General features: G+C 61.2%; 24 protein-coding genes. 13 read left to right on the top strand and 11 right to left on the bottom strand.

The window, feature by feature from the left end; all coding sequences use genetic code 11:
- Positions 1-322 precede the first annotated feature (322 nt).
- Positions 323-586: an accessory factor UbiK family protein gene (locus PSH76_RS29410; RefSeq protein WP_003195432.1), complete on the bottom strand. Its 264-nt coding sequence runs from the start codon at positions 584-586 to the stop codon at positions 323-325.
- Between the two features lie 423 nt (positions 587-1,009).
- Between PSH76_RS29410 and glnK the strand changes: the two genes are divergently transcribed.
- From glnK to sutA, 4 genes are all read left to right on the top strand, one after another.
- The gene (gene glnK / locus PSH76_RS29405; RefSeq protein WP_002555808.1) at positions 1,010-1,348 is read left to right on the top strand and encodes a P-II family nitrogen regulator; all 339 of its coding nucleotides are present in this window, start codon (positions 1,010-1,012) and stop codon (positions 1,346-1,348) included.
- Between the two features lie 34 nt (positions 1,349-1,382).
- Positions 1,383-2,720, top strand: coding sequence for an ammonium transporter (locus tag PSH76_RS29400; protein ID WP_020302863.1), 1,338 nt, complete (start codon positions 1,383-1,385; stop codon positions 2,718-2,720).
- Between the two features lie 208 nt (positions 2,721-2,928).
- Complete coding sequence (locus tag PSH76_RS29395) at positions 2,929-3,354, top strand: secondary thiamine-phosphate synthase enzyme YjbQ (RefSeq protein WP_032894557.1); 426 nt, start codon at positions 2,929-2,931, stop codon at positions 3,352-3,354.
- Between the two features lie 102 nt (positions 3,355-3,456).
- A complete protein-coding gene (gene sutA, locus PSH76_RS29390; RefSeq protein ID WP_003195427.1) occupies positions 3,457-3,792 on the top strand; it encodes a transcriptional regulator SutA in 336 nt (111 codons plus the stop codon).
- Positions 3,793-3,988: 196 nt separating this feature from the next.
- Here sutA and PSH76_RS29385 read toward each other — a convergent pair whose 3' ends face one another.
- Genes PSH76_RS29385 through PSH76_RS29360 form a run of 6 tightly spaced genes read right to left on the bottom strand, consistent with a single transcriptional unit; the run spans position 3,989 to position 8,576 of the window.
- A complete protein-coding gene (locus tag PSH76_RS29385; RefSeq protein ID WP_305493346.1) occupies positions 3,989-4,684 on the bottom strand; it encodes an HAD family hydrolase in 696 nt (231 codons plus the stop codon).
- Positions 4,681-5,580 carry a tyrosine recombinase XerC gene (gene xerC / locus PSH76_RS29380; RefSeq protein ID WP_056790979.1) on the bottom strand — a complete coding sequence of 300 codons (900 nt, stop codon included), beginning with the start codon at positions 5,578-5,580 and terminating at the stop codon, positions 4,681-4,683. Before xerC ends, PSH76_RS29385 begins: the two co-directional genes overlap by 4 nt.
- Before the next feature lie 2 nt (positions 5,581-5,582).
- Entirely contained in the window at positions 5,583-6,299 is a 717-nt protein-coding gene (locus PSH76_RS29375; protein WP_014720458.1) for a DUF484 family protein, read from the bottom strand.
- Between the two features lie 13 nt (positions 6,300-6,312).
- Complete coding sequence (dapF, locus tag PSH76_RS29370) at positions 6,313-7,143, bottom strand: diaminopimelate epimerase (RefSeq protein ID WP_305493345.1); 831 nt, start codon at positions 7,141-7,143, stop codon at positions 6,313-6,315.
- A 3-nt stretch (positions 7,144-7,146) separates the two neighbouring features.
- Complete coding sequence (lysA, locus tag PSH76_RS29365; RefSeq protein WP_032894563.1) at positions 7,147-8,394, bottom strand: diaminopimelate decarboxylase; 1,248 nt, start codon at positions 8,392-8,394, stop codon at positions 7,147-7,149.
- 14 nt (positions 8,395-8,408) lie between these two features.
- Positions 8,409-8,576, bottom strand: a complete 168-nt coding sequence (locus tag PSH76_RS29360; RefSeq protein WP_003195417.1) for a lipoprotein — start codon at positions 8,574-8,576, stop codon at positions 8,409-8,411.
- Positions 8,577-8,814: 238 nt separating this feature from the next.
- Between PSH76_RS29360 and cyaY the strand changes: the two genes are divergently transcribed.
- The 3 genes from cyaY (at position 8,815) to rnk (ending at position 9,913) form a co-directional block, all read left to right on the top strand.
- Entirely contained in the window at positions 8,815-9,147 is a 333-nt protein-coding gene (cyaY, locus tag PSH76_RS29355; protein WP_032894564.1) for an iron donor protein CyaY, read from the top strand.
- Between the two features lie 2 nt (positions 9,148-9,149).
- Positions 9,150-9,368: a DUF1289 domain-containing protein gene (locus tag PSH76_RS29350; RefSeq protein WP_305493344.1), complete on the top strand. Its 219-nt coding sequence runs from the start codon at positions 9,150-9,152 to the stop codon at positions 9,366-9,368.
- 131 nt (positions 9,369-9,499) lie between these two features.
- Complete coding sequence (rnk, locus tag PSH76_RS29345; RefSeq protein WP_032894565.1) at positions 9,500-9,913, top strand: nucleoside diphosphate kinase regulator; 414 nt, start codon at positions 9,500-9,502, stop codon at positions 9,911-9,913.
- Here rnk and PSH76_RS29340 read toward each other — a convergent pair.
- The 3 genes from PSH76_RS29340 to PSH76_RS29330 all read right to left on the bottom strand — a co-directional run bounded on the left by PSH76_RS29340 (position 9,910) and on the right by PSH76_RS29330 (position 13,554).
- Entirely contained in the window at positions 9,910-12,750 is a 2,841-nt protein-coding gene (locus tag PSH76_RS29340) for a class I adenylate cyclase (protein ID WP_305493343.1), read from the bottom strand. The two genes, rnk and PSH76_RS29340, sit on opposite strands and share 4 nt — an antisense overlap.
- 169 nt (positions 12,751-12,919) lie before the next feature.
- A complete protein-coding gene (locus tag PSH76_RS29335) occupies positions 12,920-13,171 on the bottom strand; it encodes a TIGR02647 family protein (RefSeq protein ID WP_138762011.1) in 252 nt (83 codons plus the stop codon).
- A 95-nt stretch (positions 13,172-13,266) separates the two neighbouring features.
- Positions 13,267-13,554: a hypothetical protein gene (locus tag PSH76_RS29330; protein WP_098950057.1), complete on the bottom strand. Its 288-nt coding sequence runs from the start codon at positions 13,552-13,554 to the stop codon at positions 13,267-13,269.
- A 125-nt stretch (positions 13,555-13,679) separates the two neighbouring features.
- On the opposite strand from PSH76_RS29330, the gene PSH76_RS29325 reads away from it, so the two are divergent.
- On the top strand, positions 13,680-14,339 hold the full coding sequence (locus PSH76_RS29325; protein ID WP_305493342.1) for a glutathione S-transferase family protein: 660 nt from the start codon (positions 13,680-13,682) through the stop codon (positions 14,337-14,339).
- Between the two features lie 100 nt (positions 14,340-14,439).
- Here the strand turns inward: PSH76_RS29325 and argH are convergent, their stop codons facing one another.
- Positions 14,440-15,834, bottom strand: coding sequence for an argininosuccinate lyase (gene argH, locus PSH76_RS29320; protein WP_020302866.1), 1,395 nt, complete (start codon positions 15,832-15,834; stop codon positions 14,440-14,442).
- Between the two features lie 501 nt (positions 15,835-16,335).
- On the opposite strand from argH, the gene PSH76_RS29315 reads away from it, so the two are divergent.
- The 5 genes from PSH76_RS29315 to PSH76_RS29295 all read left to right on the top strand — a co-directional run bounded on the left by PSH76_RS29315 (position 16,336) and on the right by PSH76_RS29295 (position 21,298).
- Positions 16,336-17,082 carry a LytTR family DNA-binding domain-containing protein gene (locus PSH76_RS29315; RefSeq protein ID WP_010053067.1) on the top strand — a complete coding sequence of 249 codons (747 nt, stop codon included), beginning with the start codon at positions 16,336-16,338 and terminating at the stop codon, positions 17,080-17,082.
- Between the two features lie 138 nt (positions 17,083-17,220).
- Positions 17,221-18,162, top strand: a complete 942-nt coding sequence (gene hemC, locus PSH76_RS29310) for a hydroxymethylbilane synthase (protein ID WP_305493341.1) — start codon at positions 17,221-17,223, stop codon at positions 18,160-18,162.
- Positions 18,159-18,917, top strand: a complete 759-nt coding sequence (locus PSH76_RS29305) for a uroporphyrinogen-III synthase (RefSeq protein WP_047712055.1) — start codon at positions 18,159-18,161, stop codon at positions 18,915-18,917. The genes hemC and PSH76_RS29305 overlap by 4 nt, the downstream gene beginning before the upstream one ends.
- An 18-nt stretch (positions 18,918-18,935) precedes the next feature.
- The gene (locus tag PSH76_RS29300) at positions 18,936-20,051 is read left to right on the top strand and encodes a uroporphyrinogen-III C-methyltransferase (RefSeq protein WP_034134043.1); all 1,116 of its coding nucleotides are present in this window, start codon (positions 18,936-18,938) and stop codon (positions 20,049-20,051) included.
- A gap of 5 nt (positions 20,052-20,056) precedes the next feature.
- The gene (locus tag PSH76_RS29295) at positions 20,057-21,298 is read left to right on the top strand and encodes a heme biosynthesis protein HemY (protein ID WP_305493340.1); all 1,242 of its coding nucleotides are present in this window, start codon (positions 20,057-20,059) and stop codon (positions 21,296-21,298) included.
- The last annotated feature ends 143 nt before the right edge of the window (positions 21,299-21,441 follow it).

Below are 21,441 nucleotides of genomic sequence, written 5' to 3'. Positions count from 1 at the left end.
AGTAACCAAAGGGCTCTTGCCCCACCACTCGGCACCTCGCTTAGGCTCGGTGTGCCCGAACACAGTCTTGAATCCGTGGGCCGCCGCCACGCGCCATCCATGGCGCGGGGCGGCTAACCCGGCGTCCTGCCGGGTTACCCACGAATTCAAGCCTGCGTTCGGCCAGCGTGGTTTAACGGGGCGCCTGAGATCAAGATCACAAGCAGATCAAGATCAAGAGCGACTCGCTTCGCATCGTAGTTACCGTTGGCTGCTACAACCTACAAAATTGTGTAGATATCTATGGCCATCGCAGGCAAGCCAGCTCCCACACTCACCGTGTTTATTCAGCAGAGGGTGGCGTCAACCGTGCTTCAAGTTCAGCCACCTTCGCCTCCAGGCTCTCCAGCCGCGCACGTGTGCGGGCCAGCACCACCATCTGGCTGTCAAACTCTTCCCGGCTGACCAGGTCGAGCTTGCTGAAACCACTCTGTAGCAAAGCCTTGAACTGGCTTTCGATTTCATTGCGGGGCAGCGGGGTGTCGCCGCTGAACAGGCGAGAGGCGTGGCCGCTCAGGGCGTCGAGGAAGTCTTTGGGCGCGAGCATTGGACATATTCCGGAAAACAGTTGGCCGGCAGTGTATCACGCAGCGTCTATAGTCATTTTCACGCCCCGTTGCGCACGGTTTTCGCGCATTGGGGCGGGCGGTCGCGCACTGTTTTGATGCGCATTGCGACCGCGCAGGCGCCCCGTAGGTGGGCACAAGCGGGCAAAGGATTGATTTCGGTGGTTTTTACGGAGCTGGCAAGGTTTCTGCTTAGACGATCATGACCCATGCACTGATGCAGTCGCTGTGACGAATGCAGTGCGCCGACGGATCCGGGGTACAGGGCTCGTCACCAGTGGTTCGCTGGCGTCGCGACGGCAAATGCCGAGGCGACGATGCGTTACAAAGCCAGGCACTGCGCTTAGACTTGAGACGGGTTTGTTTTCCTGGGGCAAGTCCACCAAATTCGGGAGAGAGTTTTCATGAAGCTAGTCACTGCCATCATCAAGCCGTTCAAGTTGGACGATGTTCGCGAGTCACTGTCCGAGATCGGCGTGCAGGGCATTACCGTTACTGAGGTCAAGGGCTTCGGTCGGCAGAAGGGTCACACCGAGCTGTATCGCGGCGCGGAATACGTGGTCGATTTCCTGCCGAAGGTGAAGATCGACGTCGCCATTGACGACAAGGATCTTGACCGGGTTATCGAGGCGATAACCAAGGCGGCCAACACCGGCAAGATCGGTGACGGCAAGATCTTCGTGGTCAATCTGGAACAGGCTATTCGCATCCGTACCGGCGAAACCGATACCGACGCAATCTAAGCCGCCAAACCCCAACGCCCCAGGAGAAAACAATATGACTCTGCGTAAATTCGCAGGGCTCGGAGCCCTGCTGTCCATCGTAATGCCAAGCCTGGCCATGGCGGCAGATGAAGTGGCTGCTCCAGTCCTCAATTCCGGCGACACCGCCTGGATGCTCACCGCCACCGCGCTGGTGCTGTTCATGACCATCCCTGGCCTGGCGCTGTTCTACGGCGGCATGGTCCGCTCCAAGAACATTCTGTCGGTGATGATGCAGTGCTTTGCCATCACTGGCCTGATCAGCATCCTCTGGGTCGTCTACGGCTACAGCATCGCGTTCGATACCACCGGTATGGAACAGGGCGTGGTCAATTTCAATTCCTTCTTCGGCGGCATGGGCAAGGCGTTCCTGGCGGGTGTCACCCCGGCCAGCATCACCGGGCCGGCGGCGCTGTTTCCGGAAGCCGTGTTCATCACCTTCCAGATGACCTTTGCCATCATCACCCCGGCGCTGATCGTCGGTGCTTTCGCTGAGCGTATGAAGTTCTCCGCGATGCTGATCTTCATGGCTATCTGGTTCACCCTGGTCTATGCACCGATCGCGCACATGGTCTGGAGCGGCAACGGCGGCCTGATGTGGGACTGGGGCGTGCTGGACTTCGCGGGCGGCACCGTCGTGCACATCAACGCGGGTGTGGCTGGCCTGGTGGCGTGCATCGTGCTCGGCAAGCGTAAAGGCTTCCCGACCACTCCGATGGCCCCGCATAACCTGGGCTATACCCTGGTGGGTGCGGCCATGCTGTGGATCGGCTGGTTTGGTTTCAACGCCGGTTCCGCTGCGGCGGCCAACGGCACCGCAGGCATGGCGATGCTGGTGACTCAGATCGCCACCGCCGCTGCGGCCCTGGGCTGGATGTTTGCCGAGTGGATCACCCACGGCAAGCCAAGCGCACTGGGCATCGCCTCGGGCGTGGTCGCCGGCCTCGTCGCCGTGACGCCGGCAGCGGGCACCGTGGGCCCGATGGGCGCCCTGGTGATTGGCCTGGTCGCTGGTGTGGTGTGCTTCTTCTGCGCGACCAGCCTCAAGCGCAAGCTGGGTTATGACGACTCCCTGGACGCTTTCGGCGTGCACGGTATCGGCGGTATCGTCGGCGCGATCCTCACCGGTGTGTTCGCAGCCCCGGCACTGGGTGGCTTCGGCACCGTGACCGACATCGCAGCTCAAGTCTGGATCCAGTGCAAAGGGGTGGGCTTCACCGTGATCTACACGGCGATCGTGACCTACGTCATCCTCAAGGTGCTCGACATGGTCATGGGCCTGCGTGTCACCGAAGAAGAAGAGGCGGTAGGCCTCGACCTGGCGCAGCACAACGAGCGCGGCTACAACTTGTAACTACGTGAAAAAACATGCCCGGCTTGCCGGGCATTTTTTTGCCTGGCGTTTGTCTGTGGCTAAAGGTGCATGGGTTTTTTATCGAGTTTGTGATGGGATCCACACAGTACTTTTAAGGGTGCAAATGTCTTACAGGCATGAAGGCGTATTCGGCCCTTTGTTTTTTCTCAGAGCGCGCTAGAATGCGCGCCGATGGGCGGAGAACTGTATGTGGCAACAGACCCTGATTACCCTGCGGGCCAAGCCCCGGGGCTTTCACTTGGTAACGGACGAGTTGCTTGCCGGCTTGCCTGAATTGAAGGCATGCCGTGTGGGCCTGTTGCATCTGTGGCTGCAGCACACCTCGGCCTCGTTGACCATCAACGAGAACGCCGACCCGGCGGTTCGCCGTGACTTCGAGCGTTTTTTCAACCTGCTGGTGCCACAAGGTCGCGCAGGGTTTGAACATAACGACGAAGGTCCGGATGATCTGCCGGCGCACTTCAAGGCCAGTCTGCTGGGCTGCCAGTTGAGTTTGCCGGTCAAGGCCGGCCGCTTGGCGATAGGGACCTGGCAAGGTGTTTATCTGGGCGAGCACCGTGATCATGGCGGTGCTCGTAAAGTCCTCGCCACCTTGCACGGTGAAGGGGCATAAGCCATAGGGAATCCTGTGGATGTTGATTTTTTTCCAGCGGCCTCGACAGAGGGTGAAGCTGGGCTATAACTAATCTGCTTTTCGCAAGTCATGAGGTAGAACATGAGCGACGATGATCTGGAACAAGACGACCTCGAAGTAGGTGATGAAGACGACACCGAAGACGGTCTTGAAGCAGTAGCGGCTGACGACGTTGCGGAAGATGCCGATGACAGTGTTGGCGATGACGCGGCTCCCAAAGCCAAAGGCAAAGCCAAGGCGGCTGTTTCGGTAGACGAGTTGCCGAGTGTTGAAGCCAAGAACAAAGAGCGTGATGCCCTGGCCCGTGCGATGGAAGAGTTCCTCGCTAAAGGCGGCAAAGTGCAGGAAGTCGAGGCCAACGTGGTGGCTGATCCACCGAAGAAGCCGGATAACAAGTACGGCAGCCGACCTATCTGAGGTCTGCCTCCTGCTTGTAAGAAAAAGCCCGCCGTCGCTGCGGGCTTTTTCATGCCTGGAATTAAATCTCTCAGGTCACCACAAATCAAATGTGGGAGCGGGCTTGCTCGCGAATGCGGTGGGTCAGTGATGAAGGTATCAACTGACACTGCGCATTCGCGAGCAAGCCCGCTCCCACATTTTTTGATCTATGGTGTTACTGCCAGCTATGCAGCAACTCCGGCAAGTCCGTCAGGCTGCGAATCTGCGCATCCGGGTGCTTGTCACCTTCCCAGGCCTTGCCCGTGGGGTTGAACCACACCGCCCGCAGCCCCGCCTGCTGCGCGCCGGCAATATCATCCCCAGGATGATCGCCCACATGCACAGCCGCGCTGGCGTCCACACCGCCACGTTGCAGCGCCTCCTGAAACAGCCGTGCATCCGGCTTGGCGATGCCGATATCTTCAGCGCGCAGGGCAAAGTGAAAGTAGTCCGCCAGGCCCACGCGCTGCACATCGGCATTGCCATTGGTGATCACGCCGAGCAGGAAGTGCTGGCGCAGCGCCTTGAGCATCGGCTCGGCTTCCGGGAACACGGTGAGTTGGTGACGTGCGTGGATGAACGCTTCGAAGCAGACATCCGCCATCTCTGTGGCCTCAGGCTGGGGATAACCGGCCTCCTCGAACGCATGCATTAGCACGCGATGGCGCAGCAGGCTGATGCGGTGCTTGAGTTCGGGATGACGCTGCAGCACCTGTTGACGCAGGCTGGCAAAATGCTCAAGGGGCAGGTCGCCGACCTTGGACGCGTGGGTCGCCAGCCATTCGCGCATCGACGCTTCGGCGCTGATGATGACGGGTACGTTGTCCCAGAGGGTGTCGTCCAGGTCGAAGGTGATCAGCTTGATACTCATGAGTCGCCGCCCTTGATGCGTTTGGCCCGTGGATGGGCGCTGTCGTACACCGTTGCCAGGTGCTGGAAGTCGAGGTGGGTGTAGATTTGCGTGGTCTTGATATCCGAGTGCCCGAGCAATTCCTGCACGGCGCGCAGGTCCTGGGAGGATTCGAGCAGGTGGCTGGCAAAGGAATGACGCAACATGTGCGGGTGCAGATTCTGCCCCAGCTCGCGCTCGCCGGCGGCCTTGACCCGCAGTTGGATCGCCCGTGGCCCCAGGCGCCGGCCTTGCTGGCTGACAAACACAGCATCGTCTGCCGGGTTGGTCAGCAGGCGTAGCGGCAGCCATAGCTGCAAGGCTTCACGGGCTTTCCTGCCCACGGGCAGTACGCGGGTCTTGCTGCCTTTGCCGAGCACTTGCACCAAGCCATCGGCGAGGTCCAGTTGATCGAGGTTCAGGCCTGTGAGCTCCGACAGGCGCAGGCCCGAGGAATAGAACAGCTCAAGGATGGCCTGGTCGCGATGGGCCAGGAAGTCATCCTCGACGGCACCGTCGAGCAGTTGCAGGGCGCGGTCGGTGTCCAGGGTCTTGGGCAGGCGCCGTTCGCCTTTGGGCGGCGACAGGCCATTGGCCGGGTCGTGGTCGCACAGGCCTTCGCGATTGAGGTAGTGATATAGGCCGCGCACCGCCGACAGCAGGCGAGACAAGCTGCGTGAGGACTGGCCTTGCTGGTGCAACCGGGCGATCAGGCTGCGCAGGGCCTGGATATCCAGGGCTTTCCAACTGCTGACGTGCTGTTTTTCGCAATAGGCCAGGACCTTGTTCAAGTCCCGCCGATAAGCTTCCAGCGTATGGGGCGACACCTGGCGCTCATTGCGCAGGTGAGCGCAGTAAGCGTCCAGTTGCCGCTCCATGATCAGCGCACCGCGCGCAGGGTGGTGGTGTGACGTGGCAGGACGCGGCCCAGCACTTCGGCGATATAGGTCAGGAACAGCGTGCCCACCGAGCTTTTGTAGTGCGCCGGGTCGCGGCTGGCGATGGCCAGTACCCCGTGCAAGCCTTGATGGCTGAGGGCGATGACGGCCGTAGAGCCGATCTGCTTGCGCTGTTCGGCGCCAAACAGGAAGTCCAGCTCATGCTCGCGCAAAGTGCCGCTGACAGTCTTGCCTTCGGACAGCAGCCCGCCGATGGCCGTCTGCGCCTCGCCACCTGTGACCCAGCGACCCACCGGCATCGGGTTGTCGCTGAACAGGATCAGGCTGACGAAGGGCACCTGGAAATCCTCACGCAGGCTGTCCTCCACGGCGATCACCGTTTCTTCCAGGCTGGTGGCATCCATCAGGGTCAGAATCAGGCGGCGCGTCTTGTCGAACAAACGGTCGTTGTCGCGTGCCACGTCCATCAGATGAGAGAGCCGGTGGCGCATTTCAATATTGCGCTCGCGCAGGATCTTCATCTGCCGCTCCACCAGCGACACGGTATCGCCGCGCTGGTGAGGGATGCGCAGGGCTGGCAGCAGTTCTTCGTGTTCGACGAAGAAGTCCGGGTTAGCCTCAAGGTACGCCGCAACAGCAGCGGCCTCCAGGCTTTCACTCGGGGTTGCGTGTGCGGGTACTTGAGGCTTATCGGTCATTAGCTTGGCTCACTCATAGACGGACCTGTCCTTCGTATACACGCGTGGCCGGCCCGGTCATCATCACCGGGTGGCCAGGGCCTGCCCATTCGATGGACAAACGTCCACCGGGCAGGTCGATCAACAGCGGCGAATCCATCCACCCCTGGCTGATCGCGGCCACGGCAGCGGCGCAAGCACCGGTGCCGCAAGCCTGGGTTTCGCCGACGCCGCGTTCCCATACGCGCAATTGCGCACGGTTACGGTCGATTATCTGCAAAAAGCCCACATTGGCCCGTGCCGGAAAGCGCGGGTGATGTTCGATCTTCAGCCCCAGTTCGTGCACGGGGGCGTTATTGATGTCGGTGACCCGCAGCACTGCATGGGGGTTGCCCATGGACACGGCGGCGATCTCCACGGTTTTGCCATCTACGTCCAACGAGTAACTGAGGGCCTGCTCGGTGGCCTGGAACGGAATATCCGCCGGCACCAGGCGCGGCGCGCCCATGTTGACGCTGATCTGGCCATCGTTGCGGATGTCCAGTTCGATCACGCCACCTTTGGTTTCGACGCGTATCTGGCGTTTGGCAGTCAGGCGTTTGTCGAGCACAAAGCGCGCAAAGCAGCGCGCGCCGTTGCCGCACTGTTCCACTTCAGAACCGTCGGAGTTGAAGATTCGGTAGCGAAAATCCACCTCCGGGTTGCTCGGCGCCTCGACCAGCAGCAACTGGTCGAACCCGATCCCGGTGTGGCGATCGCCCCACTGTTTGGCGTGCTTGGGCAGGATGTGCGCGTGCTGGCTGACCAGGTCGAGGACCATGAAATCATTACCCAGCCCGTGCATCTTGGTAAAACGCAGCAGCATGGCTTACTCCGGCAGCAGGCTTTCGCCAGCATACAACTCGGCTACCGTCTCGCGGCGACGCACTTCAAATGCTTGATCACCGTCCACCAGCACCTCGGCGGTACGCCCGCGGGTGTTGTAGTTGGAACTCATGACAAACCCGTAGGCACCGGCCGAATGCACGGCCAGCAGGTCACCTTCCTCAAGCGCCAACTCACGATCCTTGGCCAGGAAGTCGCCGGTCTCGCAGATCGGCCCGACGATGTCATAGGCGCGGGCTTTGCTTGCGCGCGGCGTCACGGCGGTGACATCCATCCAGGCCTGGTACAGCGCCGGGCGGATCAGGTCGTTCATCGCCGCATCGACGATGGCGAAATCCTTGTGTTCGGTGTGCTTGAGGTACTCGACCTGGGTCAGCAGCACGCCAGCGTTGGCGACGATGTAGCGGCCCGGCTCGAACATCAGCGTGAGGTCGCGGCCTTCGATGCGCTCGCGCACGGCCTGGATATAGTCGGCAATCAGCGGCGGCTCTTCATCGCGATAACGCACACCCACGCCACCACCGAGGTCGATGTGGTGCAGGTAGATGCCGCACTCGCCCAGGCGGTCGATCAACCCCAGCAGGCGGTCGAGGGCATCCAGGAACGGTGGCAATGTAGTCAGTTGCGAACCGATATGGCAGTCGACACCCAGCACTTCCAGGTTCGGCAGTTGGGCGGCGCGGATGTACACGTCTTCGGCGTCGGCGATGGCAATGCCGAACTTGTTCTCTTTGAGACCGGTGGAGATGTACGGGTGGGTGCCGGCGTCGACGTCCGGGTTGACGCGCAGGGAGATCGGCGCACGCACGCCCATCTCGGCGGCGACCACTTGCAGGCGCTCCAGCTCGTCGGTGGATTCGACGTTGAAGCAATGCACGCCGACTTCCAGGGCGCGACGCATGTCTTCGCGGCTCTTGCCGACGCCGGAGAAGACGATTTTGTCCGCCTGGCCGCCGGCGGCCAGTACGCGTTCCAGCTCGCCACGAGACACGATGTCAAAACCAGCGCCAAGACGCGCCAGGACATTGAGTACACCCAGGTTGGAGTTGGCCTTGACTGCGTAGCACACCAGGTGCGGCACGCCGTCGAGGGCGTCGGTGAACGAGCGGTATTGGGCTTCGATATGCGCACGCGAGTACACATAGGTCGGGGTGCCGAAGCGCTGGGCAATCGCGGACAAGGCCACGCCTTCCGCGAACAGCTCGCCGTCCCGGTAGTTAAAAGCGTCCATAAGTTTCCCTTGGTTTAGTAGGTGTCGTGCTTATGGGCTTTTGACGGCTTTTGCGACGATTGCGCCTGTTCGTTTGGATCTTTGCTGTCATCCGGCAGGTACAGCGGGCCTTTCTGGCCACAGGCACTAACGAGGCAAGCGACCGCGACGAGCGCAGCAAGGGAAGAGATCAGGCGCTTCATGGCGAAATCCTTGAATATGCATTAATTGCGCCCGAGTATACCGACCACCCGCCAGCTTGCCTATGCGCCGCAACACCCGTCCGGCGGGGGTTTGCCGAGACAGTAGGGAAGCAGGCTACGATGCCTGGGGATATTTCGTACCGTGATCCGTGATCAAATCAGTATCCTTTGCAATCGGCGAAGCTCGCCCGTATCGTGCGGCGCTTGAGCAAAACCAGACACTTTTGAGGTTGCCACAATGAGTTTGACCGAAGCCCGTTTTCACGACCTGGTGGATGCCACCCAGCAGGGGCTGGAAGATATTTTCGACGACAGCGGCCTGGACGTGGACCTGGAAAACTCGGCCGGTGTGCTGACCGTCAAGTTCGAGAGCGGCCAGCAACTGATCTTCAGCCGCCAGGAGCCGCTGCGTCAGCTGTGGCTGGCTGCACGCTCCGGTGGCGTTCACTTCGATTACGACGAAGAAAGCGGCAAATGGCAGTGCGACAAGAGTGAAGAGTTGCTGGGTGAGATGCTCGCCCGCCTGGTCCAGGAATACACCGGCGACGAACTGGATTTCGACGAGATCTGATGGTGAGTGAGCCTGCAACCGTACGCCCGCCCAAGCCGCTGTTCAGCAATGTCAGCCCGGCGGTGCCGTCACCTTGTATCAGTTTGTGTCGCCTGGACGAGCAGAAAGTCTGCCTGGGCTGCTTCCGCCATGTGGAAGACATCCGGGAATGGCGCTCTGCCGACGATGCGCGGCGCCGGGCGATCTGCGCCGAGGCCGAGCAGCGCAAGGCGAGCACCTGACGGCGTCTTGTTTATTTGTGTCGCTGTGGTAGTGTCCGGATACACCTCCATTCATCGAGGTCCGTGAGAACCCCGCCTTTTCCTGGCGGGGTTTTGCTTTTGTGTGCAGAAAAAAGGAGTCTGCCTGAATCATGACCACCGCACCGTCCATCATTCTCACCCGTCTTGACGTGCAGCGTCTGGAGCAACTGATCGACCGCTTGGGCGACGAGTCTCCCGGCGCCGAAGCATTGCAAGCCGAACTCGACCGCGCCGAAGACGTGGTTGGTCACGATGAAGTGCCTGCGGGTGTCGTGACCATGAACTCCAGCGTGCATTGCCGTGAGCAAGGCAGCGGCAAGGACTATCACCTGACGTTGGTCTACCCCAAGCACGCGAACGCCGACGAAGGCAAGATTTCGATCATGGCGCCGGTAGGTAGCGCATTGCTTGGCCTGCAAGTGGGCCAGCACATCGACTGGCCGGCGCCAGGCGGCAAGACCCTGAAGCTGGAATTGCTCAGCGTCGAAGGCCAGCCCAAAGATGGCGGCGCCTTCCCGCTCTAAACCTGATTCAAGGCCGCATTGAGTGACTGTTCCAGTTCGGCTTTATAACGCAGGTACAGATTGCTTGGGCTTTGCACATCACCGAGCAGCCCCGACAGATCCAGGTCAGTGATATAGCAGCGGTAACGCTCGGTTTCCCGACGTTGCCCGACGATCTCCCGGGCGACCACCGCAAACAGCTGGTCGCCAAATTCCAGCTCGGAAAACTCCCGCTGATTGCAGTACAGGGTGATCCCTACCTGGCCTGGCGCGCCTTTGCCGATAATCGCCTGCACGTCATAAAACGCTTTGTTGGCAGGGTCTTGCGGGGCCGGCCGTGGCTCCACGCCTCGCGCACGGCCGTTGCCCGATGGCAACAGTTGGTAGTACAGGATCTGTACCTCGCCCGCGGGTTGCTGGGCGTCCAGGGACGATAGCGCTTCGCGGCGGTACAGGATCGATTGCAAAAAACGCTGCAGCGGCGCTAGCAGGCTTTGCTCATCATGAAACGGCAAGCGCTGTTGCCAGAGCGCGTTGAATTCGTCGAGCACATACACGTCGGCGAAGCCTTCATTGACCCGGTAGAACACCTGCACACACTCGGCCTGGCCCATGGGCAGCAGCAGCGCCAGGTCGTGGTCTTCCAGGGCCATGGCGTCCAAGTGCCACGGGCTGTAGCTGGCCAACTCCTCGTTGAGGTAAGCGATCAGCGCGTCCTGGGTCGGCAGCGATACATGGGTGGCTTGGCCCGGCACCAGTTCCATGACGTGATAATGCTGCTGCACCTGGAGCAGGTAGCGATGATTGCCCTGGCCGAGCAGCAGATGCTGCGCGGTGTCGAATACCTCTTCCACCCGCTGGGCAATGAACTGCGCCCGGTTGTGGCAGAAGCAGCGCACCCGCAGGCGTGGCAGATGGTTCGATGGCAGTTGGTTGAGGTAGTCGCGCAGGCAGTCGAGCAGGGCGTGCGGGCCGTCATAGCGGCTGACCATCACTTCGTTCCAGCTGTTGAGCGTGACCTGGTCCAGGGTCAGCACCAGGTTGTCGCGCACGCCGGCATAGCTCAGGGAGTCGGTGCGCTCGGTGGTCATCAGGATATTCAGGTCGCGATGATGCTTGAGCGGGTCAACCCCAACGTTGATCAGCAGCAGCACTTCTTCTGGCACTGCCGGGCGCAGCAAGCGGCTCTCATCGACACTGGCCAGGGGCAGGGCGATGGTCTGTTGCAGGCTGCCCAGCAGGTTGAACAACTCGAACTCGGTCATGTCGCTGGTGCCGGGGTGCAGCGCCAGGCGGGTGCTGCTGTCGATCACGCCGTTGCGATGGCACCAGGTGAGCATTTCCAGCAGGTCGCGGCTGCGTTTGATCGGCGCGAAGTGTTCCCATTCCAGGGCGGTAAGGTTGCCGTTATACAGGCCCCAATGGTGCTGGCCCGGCTCCTTGCGGTTGGGCGACTGCACCAGGGTCAAGGTGTCTTCGGCCAGGTCGGGGGCGATGCCGGGGTTGATGAACTCAACCTTGCCGGCCTTGCGCTCGAACGCCGCGTACAAGCGGCGGCCCAGTACATTGAGGTCGCGTTTATTGATCGGGCTGGCGGACTGTTCGCTGCGGGTGAACTGGGTGAGGAAGCGGTAGCTGTAGTTCAACTCATTGACCAGGGCGCGGCGCTCGGAAGCGACCTGGCGCACTTTCCATTGGCTGCGGCTGTCCAGCAGGGCCAGTTGGCGTGTGTCCCACCCCCATTCATGCGCCAGGCGTTCCAGTAGCTGCCGTTGCCAGCCAGCAGTGCGCTGGCCAGCGCTGAGTTTGCGGTTGACCTTCAGGTACAGGCTGCGGCGCACCAGTTCCAAGCGCTCCAGCTCGTTGCGGGCCTTGAGGTATTCCTCGATGCGGCGGTAAACCATGATGTACGGGTCCAGCTCATCCAGGTCTGCCTGATGGCTGAACACCGCCTGTTTGAAGCGCAGGCTCAGGCACTGCACCTTCGGGTGTTCGCTGGCGTAGACCTCGGTCAGCAGCAGCTTGAGCACCGATTTGTAGGGCGACTCGATGCCCTTGAACAGTTGCCACAGCCCGGCACCAATAAATTCCCCCGGAGGAATATGAGCCAGGTGGCCGAGGTCGAGGGTTTCATCGGCACGGATGAAGCGCTTGGAAAGCAAGGCGTGAGTAAACTCGGCGTAGCGGTTTTCTTCGTAGACCGGCACCAGCCACCAGATGGGCGTGCGCCCGGCCAGCCAGATCGCGGTGCGATAGAACTCATCCAACAGCAGGTAGTGCTGGGTGGTGCCGCAGTCGTCGGAACTCAGTTGCGTATCGCGATCACCCAACACAAAGCGCGTCGGGTCGATCAGGAAAAAATGCGCCTCGGCGCCCATGCCCAAGGCCCAGGTTTCCAGCAGTTGGCACTTTTTGCGCAGCTCGGCCAGCTCGGTCTCGTTCAGGTCGGGGGCGTGGCACACCCACACGTCCATATCGCTTTGATCGGCCTGGGCCAGCGTGCCAAGGCTGCCCATCAGGAACAAACCGTGGATCGGCGTAGGCGGATTGCCGTGGCGCGGTTTATAGGAGAACGAGCGGGTCAGGCGCTGGGCATCGGCCAGGGCCTGGGCGTCCGGTTCGAAATTCGACAACCCGGCCGGCGTGCTGCTGGAGACGTAGCCTGGCAGCAGCGGGTGATTGACGTGGAAAAACAGCGGCAACAAAGCCAGCACGCTTTGCTGGCGTGGCGTCAGCCCTTCGACGGCCCGGGCCATGCGGCCTTGATTGAGGCTCATGAAACGCGCGCGCAGTTGGGTCAGCACCTTGCGGTCGATGCCTTCGTCCAGATCAGGGCGGATTTCATGGGTGCGGGTCATGTCGAACTCGTTGGCTCGCAGGGCCCGACGCGGGCGGCCATGCAGGAGTTTACAGACAGTAGCGTAGGAGTTTTAGAGGGAAGTGGCTTTTTGGCGTCAGAATTTTGTATGCCGCGCAGCAATGCCCGCGGAATCCGCAGGCGGCGGACTCCATGGGCGGTATCAGGTATCAGGCGGCTTCTTTTTTCGTTGTGTTCAGAATCGTCAGCAGGCTTTGGGTGTGTTGAGCCGCATCCCGGCCAAGGCTGGTCAGGTAGCCACCATCTGGCTGGGTAATCAGCTCTTTGTCAAAGAGGCGCTTGGCAGCGGCAATGGCGGTGGAGGCAGCGGTCTGGTGGACTTTCAGACCTTCCTGGGAGCTGTCCAGGTTGAAGAGTGCAAGGATTTCCAGTTCGGCAACCAACTCAGGGGTATACGACATAAGGACTCCAGACTTTCTAAAATTTATTAGAGGCTAGCAGGCCATAAGGTGAACGCACTTTGCCGAACTGTCCAGCGTGTTGCTGCGTGCCGGGGTTATTCCTTTTCCGGCGGCAGCTCGGGCAGTGCCCGCAATGCCGTTTCATACCACTCGGTATTGAAGGCGCGGTCTTCGTCCAGCATGGCGTCGATCTCGAAGGCCAGCACGTGAGCCATCAGATTGAGGATGTCGTCGCGCTCGTAACCCACCAGGGTCAGTTTATTGAACGTAGCCTTGGCCGCTGGCGGGTTATCGCTCTCGATCTGGTTCTCGATGGCTTCGATCAGCGTGTTTTCGGTAAATTCTTCTTCTTCGTCGTGGTCGATATCGGTCGGCTCGCTCATGGCAGGCTCCTCAAGGAAAGGGCGCCAGTCTACCCCCATTCAGGGGGATGATGCTGCTGGTCAGGGTGCCCTCGAGGATCTATAACTCTTGCAGCCAACCCCACACCCGGCCTGGAGGCTTTGTGATGCTCAAGCTTTACGGATTTTCGGTCAGCAACTACTACAACATGGTCAAGCTGGCGCTGTTGGAGAAAGGACTGCCCTTCGAAGAAGTGCCTTTTTACGCCGGGCAAACCCCCGAAGCCTTGGCGGTCAGCCCCCGCGGCAAAGTGCCGGTGCTGGGTGTGAAGCAGGGGTTCATCAACGAAACCAGCGTCATCCTCGAATACCTCGAGCAGAGCCAAGAAGGCCCTGCGCTACTGCCCGCCGACCCGTTTGCGCGGGCTCAGGTGCTGGCGCTGTGCCGTGAGATCGAGCTGTACATCGAGCTGCCTGCGCGGGCGTGTTACGCCGAGGCTTTTTTCGGCATGACGGTGCCGGAGGCGATCAAGGAAAAATCCAGGGCCGAGTTGCTGCTTGGGATGGGTACGTTAGGCCGGCACGCTAAGTTTGCGCCTTATGTGGCGGGGGAGAGCTTCACCCTCGCGGACCTGTATTTCATGTACAGCCTGAACCTGGCCTGCGGTGTGGGCGAGAAGGTGTTTGGGCTGGACCTGCTGGAGCCGTTGCCGAAAGCGAAGGCGTTGTTGGCGCGCCTGAATGAGATGCCCAATGCGCAGAAAGTTGAGGCGGACAGGCAGGCGGCGCTGCCGGCGTTCATGGCGATGATTGCAGCCAAAAAATAAATCTTTGGCAGCTGTAAGGGCGCCATCGCGGGCAAGCCCGCTCCCACATTTTGATATGTGAACCCAATCAAATGTGGGAGCTGGCTTGCCTGCGATGCTTTTAGCGGCTGGCGAGCAATTGCTGGCCGCGCACGACCGCTGCCTTGACCTGTGCCGGCGCAGTGCCGCCCACATGGTTACGGGCATTCACCGAGCCTTCCAGGGTCAGCACGGCAAATACATCCTGCTCGATCTGGTCGCTGAACTGACGCAGTTCTTCCAGGCTCATTTCCGCCAGGTCTTTGCCGGTGTCCACACCGTACTTCACGGCGTGGCCAACGATTTCGTGGCAGTCACGGAACGGCAGGCCACGGCGCACCAGGTAATCCGCCAGGTCGGTCGCGGTGGAGAACCCACGCAGGGCCGCTTCACGCATGATCGCGTGCTTGGGCTTGATCGCCGGGATCATGTCGGCAAAGGCACGCAGCGAATCGCGCAGGGTGTCGGCGGCGTCGAACAGCGGTTCTTTGTCTTCCTGGTTGTCCTTGTTGTAGGCCAGTGGCTGGCCTTTCATCAGGGTCAGCAGGCCCATCAGTGCGCCGAATACACGGCCACTCTTGCCACGCACCAGCTCTGGCACGTCGGGGTTTTTCTTTTGCGGCATGATCGAGCTGCCGGTGCAGAAGCGGTCCGGTAGGTCGATGAACTGGAATTGCGCGCTGGTCCAGAGCACCAGCTCTTCGGAGAAGCGCGACAGGTGCATCATCGCGATGCTGGCGGCGGCGCAGAATTCGATGGCGAAGTCCCGGTCCGACACGCCGTCCAACGAGTTGCCGCCCACGGCGTCAAAGCCCAGCAGTTGCGCGGTGTACTCACGGTCGATCGGGTAGGTGGTGCCGGCCAGTGCCGCGCTGCCCAGCGGCATGCGGTTGGCACGCTTGCGGCAATCGACCAGGCGCTCGTAGTCGCGGCTGAGCATTTCGAACCAGGCCAGCAGGTGGTGGCCGAAGGTCACAGGCTGTGCGGTCTGCAGGTGGGTGAAGCCGGGCATGATGGTGTCCGATTCACGCTCGGCCTGCTCCAGCAAGCCTTTTTGCAGGCGGGTGATTTCGCCCAGGATCAGGTCGATCTCATCGCGCAGCCACAGGCGGATATCGGTGGCGACCTGATCGTTACGGCTACGGCCAGTGTGCAATTTTTTGCCGGTCACGCCGATGCGATCGGTCAGGCGTGCCTCGATGTTCATGTGCACGTCTTCGAGGTCGACGCGCCAGTCGAACGTCCCTGCCTCGATCTCACCGCGGATGGTGGTCAGGCCGTCGATGATGCTGTCACGCTCGGCGTCGGTCAGTACGCCAACCTTGGCCAGCATCGTGGCGTGGGCGATGGAGCCCATGATGTCGTGGCGGTACAGGCGTTGATCGAAGGTGACGGAGGCGGTGAAGCGCGCGACGAAGGCGTCGACGGGTTCACTGAAGCGGCCGCCCCAGGACTGGTTGGTCTTGTCGGTGCTCATGGATTCGCTCGTGATCTGCTTAAAAGAGGCATGAAGGTGTGCCGGCGATCATAACAGGGTTGCCCGTGGAGGCGGTGCTGCGGGTGGTCGGCAATTTTATTTGTGCAGGAGATGGCTAAGTGCCTTGCCGCCGACCGCATCCAGGACGAGACTGGAGGCAGGTACTTATTGAAACGATATTTGACGATTGAGCAATGTCGCCTCAGTGAGCGTCTACAGTTGGACTGATAGTGTGTGAATGCACCAAAGTCGGGTGATGCGGTCATAACCAGACTATCCATTAAACAGGGGGGTATTCGGATTGTTTATCAGTGAACCCTACGACGATGCCCGGAGGCAGCGGGTCTTGGGCGCTATTGAACAGGTCCGGGTAAATTTGGGTGCCATTCTCAGGGCACTTTTTGCCGCTCGCGCTAGTCTTAGCGTGGATCGCTGTGACGTCAGTCACCGCACCTGTCTACGCTATCCTTGTGCGAGACTCACGCAGGAATCCAGCGCAATATGAATGTCCTGATCGTTGATGACGAACCCCAAGCCCGCGAGCGACTGAGCCGTCTGGTCAGTGAACTCGAGGGTTATACAGTCCTTGAACCGAGTGCCACCAGCGGCGAAGAGGCGTTGACGCTGATCGACAGCCACAAGCCGGATGTAGTGCTGCTCGATATCCGCATGCCCGGTTTCGACGGCCTGCAAGTCGCCGCCCGCTTGAGCGAACGCGAATCGCCGCCCGCCGTGGTGTTGTGTGCGGCGCAGGATGAGTTTTCTGCACAGACGCTGGAAGACAGCGGTGTCAGTTTTCTCATCAAGCCGGCCACGGCCGAAGCCTTGCTCAAGGCCCTGAAAAAAGCCGAGCGCCCCAGCCGTGCTCAACTGGCTGCCTTGACGCAGCCGGCTGCGCAAAGTGGTAACGGGCCACGCAGCCATATCAGCGCGCGTACTCGCAAGGGCATCGAGCTGATCCCACTCGGCCAGGTGGTCTACTTTATTGCCGATCACAAATACGTGACCCTGCGCCATGAGACCGGTGAAGTGTTGCTCGATGAACCGCTCAAGGCCCTTGAAGACGAGTTTGGCGAACGTTTCGTGCGCATTCATCGCAACGCGCTGGTCGCCCGTGAACGCATCGAGCGCCTGCAGCGCACGCCCCTGGGGCACTTTCAGCTATTCCTGAAGGGGCTTAATGGCGATGCCTTGATCGTCAGCCGACGCCATGTCGCTGGCGTGCGCAAGATGATGCAGCAGCTTTAGCCCGAGGGCTGCGGCGCGGTCTGCGTTCCTTATCCCGGTGCGACGTGGCCAGGGAGGCCCCGCACTTGCTGATTCAAATCAAAGCGTATTTGCCTGAGCTGTTATTATCCGTCGTATCTATTCAGTACGGATTGATCCATGTCCTCTCGCGAAATCCGCATCGCCACCCGTAAAAGCGCCTTGGCCTTGTGGCAGGCCGAATACGTCAAAGCACGCCTTGAACAGGCCCATCCCGGCCTCAAGGTATCCCTGGTGCCCATGGTCAGTCGCGGCGACAAGCTGCTGGACTCGCCACTGTCGAAAATCGGCGGCAAGGGCCTGTTCGTCAAGGAATTGGAAACCGCGCTGCTGGGCAACGAAGCCGACATCGCCGTGCATTCGATGAAAGATGTGCCCATGGACTTCCCTGAAGGCCTGGGCCTTTTTTGCATCTGCGAGCGCGAAGACCCGCGTGACGCCTTTGTTTCCAACACCTTCGCGTCCCTGGACGAATTGCCGCTGGGCAGTATCGTCGGCACCTCCAGCCTGCGTCGCCAGGCCCAGTTGCTGACGCGGCGTCCTGACCTGCAGATTCGCTTTCTGCGCGGCAACGTCAATACGCGCCTGGCCAAGCTGGACGCCGGCGAATACGACGCGATCATCCTCGCCGCTGCCGGCCTGATCCGCCTGGGCTTTGAAGACCGCATCACCTCGGCCATCAGCGTCGACGACAGCCTGCCGGCTGGCGGGCAGGGCGCAGTCGGCATCGAATGTCGCACCGCCGACAGCGAAATTCATGCACTGCTAAAACCTCTCGATCACGCAGAGACCGAAGTGCGTGTCACCGCCGAGCGTGCCTTGAACAAACACCTTAACGGTGGCTGCCAAGTGCCCATCGCCTGCTATGCCGTACTCGAAGGCGAGAACCTGTGGCTGCGTGGTTTGGTTGGTGATCCGGACGGCGGTAACCTGCTGACCGCCGAGGTGCGTGGGCCGCAACGTGATGCCACGGCCCTGGGTATTCAGGTTGCCGAGGAACTGCTGGAAAAAGGCGCGGGTGCCATTTTGCAGAAAGTCTATGGCGAGGCCGGTCCGCAGTGACCGACTGGCGAGTGCTGCTGACGCGGCCTGCCGAGGAGTCGACGGCCCTGGCGGCGCTATTGGCCCAGCGCGGTATTCACAGCAGTTGCCTGCCTTTGCTGGAGACCGAAGCGTTGCCGGTGACCGCTGAACACCACGCGGTATTTGGCGCGCTGCAGCGCTATTGCGCCGTCATCGTGGTGAGCAAGCCGGCCGCGCGCCTGGCGTTGCAGCAGTTGGGGAGCAGTGTGCCACCCATGCCCTGGTTCAGTGTCGGCGCGGCCACGGCTCAGATACTGGCCGATCATGGCCTCCAGGTTCACTGTCCCGCCACGGGCGATGACAGCGAGGCCTTGCTTGAACTGCCTGCCTTGCGCGAGGCTATTGCAGTGCCGGGCGCCCGGGTGTTGATTCTGCGTGGCGAGGGCGGGCGCGAGTTGCTGGCAGAGCGTTTACGCGAGCAAGGTGCTAGTGTCGACTACCTGGAATTGTATCGGCGTTTTCTTCCGGTGTATGAGAAGGGCGCGCTGATGCAACGCATCCAGTTGGAACGCTTGAACGGCCTGGTGGTCAGCAGTGGGCAGGGTTTTTTACACTTGCACGCGTTGGCCGGTCCCGATTGGCCAGAGGTGGCACAGCTGCCGTTGTTCGTGCCCAGCCCGCGTGTATATGAAATGGCGCGGGCCGCGGGTGCAGAAAAAGTTGTGGATTGTCGCGGCGCGAGTGCCGCGGCTTTGTTAGTGGCGTTAGGGAGCTATCCCGTTCCCACTCTCTGATACACAAAGGACGGATACGTGAGCGAAACAGCCTTGCCTAAAGATGAAGCTCAGCCCGCGCTTGATGCGCCGGTCGAGACACCGGTCAGCGCGCCACGCCGTGGCAATGGCCTGGCCATCGTCGCCTTGCTGCTGGGCGCTGCGGGCGTAGCCGCCGGCGGTTGGGGGATCTGGCAGGTCCGTGCCCTGCAAGCCAGCAGCCAGCACCAGCTGGGCCAGGTGCAGACCCTGGATGACCAGTCCCAGAGCCTCAAGCAAGGCCAGCAACAGTTGGCCGCCCGCCTGGCGCAGTTGCCGGGTGCGGATGAGCTGGAAGAACGCCGCCGCCTGGTCACGCAGTTGCAGGGTGATCAGCAGCGCCTCAACCAGCGTCTGGAAACCGTGCTGGGTGCCAGCCGCAAGGATTGGCGCCTGGCCGAAGCCGAGCATCTGATCCGTCTGGCCAGCTTGCGTTTGTCCGCCTTGCAAGATATCAACAGCGCCCAGTCGCTGGTCCAGGGTGCCGACGAGATTCTTCGCGAGCAGAGCGACCCAGGGTCTTTCGCCGCACGCGAGCAACTGGCCAAGAGCCTGGCCGCGCTGCGCAGCACCGAGCAACCGGACCGTACCGGCCTGTACCTGCAACTGGCCGCCTTGCGTGATCAGGTGGTGCAGCTTGCGGCGATTGCCCCGGAGTATCAGCTCACCGAGCCCGCCTCCCAGGGGCGCCCCACCAGCGATACCCAGAACCAGTTGAGCCAGTGGTGGGAACAGATCTCCCGTTATTTCCGTATCGACTTCAACCCGGATGACAACATCCGCCCATTGTTGGCAGGCCAAGGCCTGAACCAAGTGCGGCTGGCCTTGAGCCTGGCGCTGGAGCAAGCCCAGTGGGCTGCGCTTAACGGCGAGGCGGCGGTGTACAGCCGCTCGCTGGGAGAAGCGCGCAGCGTGTTGCAGGACAACTTCAACCAGGACAACCCGCAGAGCAAGGCGATGCTGGCGCGTATCGCCGAGCTCGAGCCCAAGGCTGTGTCGGTGGTCACGCCTGACCTGGCCGCGAGCCTGGCTGCTGTGCAGGCGTACCTCGAGCGTCGTCATCTGTCTGCCGACGAAGCCAAGGCCTCGGCTGGCAAACCGGCGACCCAGGAGTAGAGCTGATGAAGCGTTTCTATGTGATCCTGGTGCTCGCCATTGCGCTCGCCCTGGCCCTGGGCGTGGGCATTTCGAAGCACACCGGCTACGTGCTGATTACCTATCCTCACCTGCTGCATTACGAATCAAGCCTGTGGGCGACATTGGTGGCGGTGTTTGCCATTGGCCTGGCGATTTACCTGATCCGCGTGTTGTGGAGCCTGGTCGCCACATCCGGTGGCGTGGTCAACCCTTGGTCACGACGCAACCGCAGCCGTCGTGTGCAGATTGCTATCGAGCAAGGCCAGATGGACCTCGCCGAGGGCCGCTGGGCCAGCGCCGAACGCCACCTGCACCGCGCCGCCGAAGCAGAGCGCCAACCTTTGCTGTATTACATCGGCGCGGCCCGTGCGGCGAATGAGCAGGGTCGTTATGAGGAATCCGACGGCTTGCTGGAGCGCGCGCTGGAGCGCCAGCCCCAGGCCGAACTGGCCATTGCATTGAGCCACGCGCAATTGCAGATGGATCGCGGTGATACGGAAGGTGCCCTGGTCACTCTCCAGGCGATGCATGAGCGTCACCCGCATAACGCGCAAGTGCTGCGTCAGCTGCAACGCCTGCATCAGCAGCGTGGCGATTGGTCTTCAGTGATTCGCCTGTTGCCTGAGCTGCGCAAGGACAAAGTCTTGCCCGCCAATGAGCTGGCCGAGCTGGAACGCCGCGCCTGGGGCGAGAACCTGAGCCTGGCGGCTCAGCGTGAGGAGCAAGGCGAGGCGGGGTTGCAGTCCCTGGAGCGCGCATGGGAGCAACTGACCGCTGCCCAGCGCCAACAGCCACAACTGGTATTGGCGTATGCCGACCAACTGCGTCGATTGGGCGCCGATGCCAAGGCCGAAGAAGTGCTGCGTGGTGCGCTCAAGCGCGGTTACGACAGTCACTTGATCCGGCTGTATGGCCTGCTGCGCGGCAGTGACCCTGCGCGTCAATTGAAGTTTGCCGAAGGCTGGCTCAAGGACCATCCAGGCGATGCCAGCCTGCTGTTGACGTTGGGCCGTCTGTGCCTGCAAAACAGTCTGTGGGGCAAGGCGCGCGATTATCTGGAAAGCAGCCTGCAAGTACAGCGCAATCCCGAAGCCTGCGCCGAGTTGGCTCGCCTGCTGGCCCAATTGGGCGACACCGAGCGCAGCAACCAGCTGTTTCAGGAGGGCTTGGGCTTGCTCGACAATCGTCTGCTGTCCTCGCCGCTGCCGGTGCCTGCGCGAGTTTGAAGTAGGAAAGGGTGAGTGGATTGGCTCGGACCGATCCGCCCCCGGATCCTTCAAACCCTGCAAACACTCGGTTTAACTGGCCTTGTTGCTAATTCCTACTTGTTGTAACTGAATTTCCTCGGGCTCGTGGCGGGATGTCCTTA

This window comes from Pseudomonas sp. FP215, assembly GCF_030687795.1.
Classification (GTDB): Bacteria; Pseudomonadota; Gammaproteobacteria; order Pseudomonadales; family Pseudomonadaceae; genus Aquipseudomonas; species Aquipseudomonas salmasensis.
The sequence above is the reverse complement of the archived record's forward strand: the minus strand, read 5'-3'. Positions and strand labels throughout refer to the sequence as shown.